1 protein-coding gene is annotated in these 1221 nt (G+C 53.4%); it reads right to left on the bottom strand.

Features of this window, described 5'->3' with window-relative positions; translation table 11 throughout:
* Positions 1–29: 29 nt before the first annotated feature.
* Positions 30–1150 (bottom strand): IS3-like element ISSen4 family transposase gene (locus IM317_RS00295; RefSeq protein ID WP_085950818.1). Its coding sequence is split into 2 segments (ribosomal slippage): positions 30–892 and positions 892–1150, totalling 1122 coding nucleotides; the frame shifts between segments, so codons are not numbered across the junction.
* Positions 1151–1221: the final 71 nt, after the last annotated feature.

The following is a 1221-nucleotide window of genomic DNA, read 5'->3' as shown; positions in this document are numbered from 1 at the left end:
TGACCTGCCCCCACGATTAGATACAACACTCAGTTAGTAACGTCGGAATCTTCATTCTCAGAATGACCCTTTCTCCAGCCCGCTGCAAATTCAGACGGTGTCTGATAATTCAGCGTGGAGTGCGGGCGGCATTCGTTATAATCCTGCCGCCAGTCATTAATAATTTTCCTGGCATGAACGATATCGCTGAACCAGTGCTCATTCAAACATTCATCGCGAAATCGTCCGTTAAAGCTCTCAATAAATCCGTTCTGCGTTGGCTTGCCCGGCTGGATTAAGCGCAACTCAACACCATGCTCAAAGGCCCATTGATCCAGTGCACGGCAAGTGAACTCCGGCCCCTGGTCAGTTCTTATCGTCGCCGGATAGCCTCGAAACAGTGCAATGCTGTCCAGAATACGCGTGACCTGAACGCCTGAAATCCCAAAGGCAACAGTGACCGTCAGGCATTCCTTTGTGAAATCATCGACGCAGGTAAGACACTTGATCCTGCGACCGGTGGAAAGTGCGTCCATGACGAAATCCATCGACCAGGTCAGATTGGGCGCCGCCGGACGGAGCAGCGGCAGACGTTCTGTTGCCAGCCCTTTACGACGTCTTCTGCGTTTTACGCCCAGGCCACTGAGGTGATAAAGCCGGTACACGCGCTTATGATTAACATGAAGCCCTTCACGGCGCAGCAACTGCCAAATACGACGGTAGCCAAAACGCCTGCGCTCTAGTGCCAGCTCAGTGATGCGCCCTGATAAATGCGCATCAGCAGCCGGACGGTGAGCCTCATAGCGGCAGGTCGACAGGGATAAACCTGTAAGCCTGCAGGCACGACGTTGCGACAGACCGGTCGCATCACACATCAACATCACGGCTTCCCGCTTCTGGTCTGTCGTCAGTACTTTCGCCCAAGAGCCACCTGAAGCGCCTCTTTATCCAGCATGGCTTCGGCAAGCAGCTTCTTGAGTCTGGTGTTCTCTTCCTCAAGCGACTTCAGGCGCTTAACTTCAGGCACCTCCATACCGCCATACTTCTTACGCCAGGTGTAAAACGTGGCATCGGAAATGGCATGCTTGCGGCAGAGTTCACGGGCGGGTACCCCAGCTTCGGCTTCGCGGAGAATACTGATGATCTGTTCGTCGGAAAAACGCTTCTTCATGGGGATGTCCTCATGTGGCTTATGAAGACATTACTAACATCGGGGTGTACTAATCAACGGGGAGCAGGTCA

The organism is Enterobacter cloacae complex sp. S3 (assembly GCF_014930495.1).
GTDB classification, from domain to species: Bacteria; Pseudomonadota; Gammaproteobacteria; order Enterobacterales; family Enterobacteriaceae; genus Enterobacter; species Enterobacter asburiae_B.
Note: the sequence above shows the minus strand (reverse complement) of the source record. Positions and strands in the feature narration are given on the sequence as shown.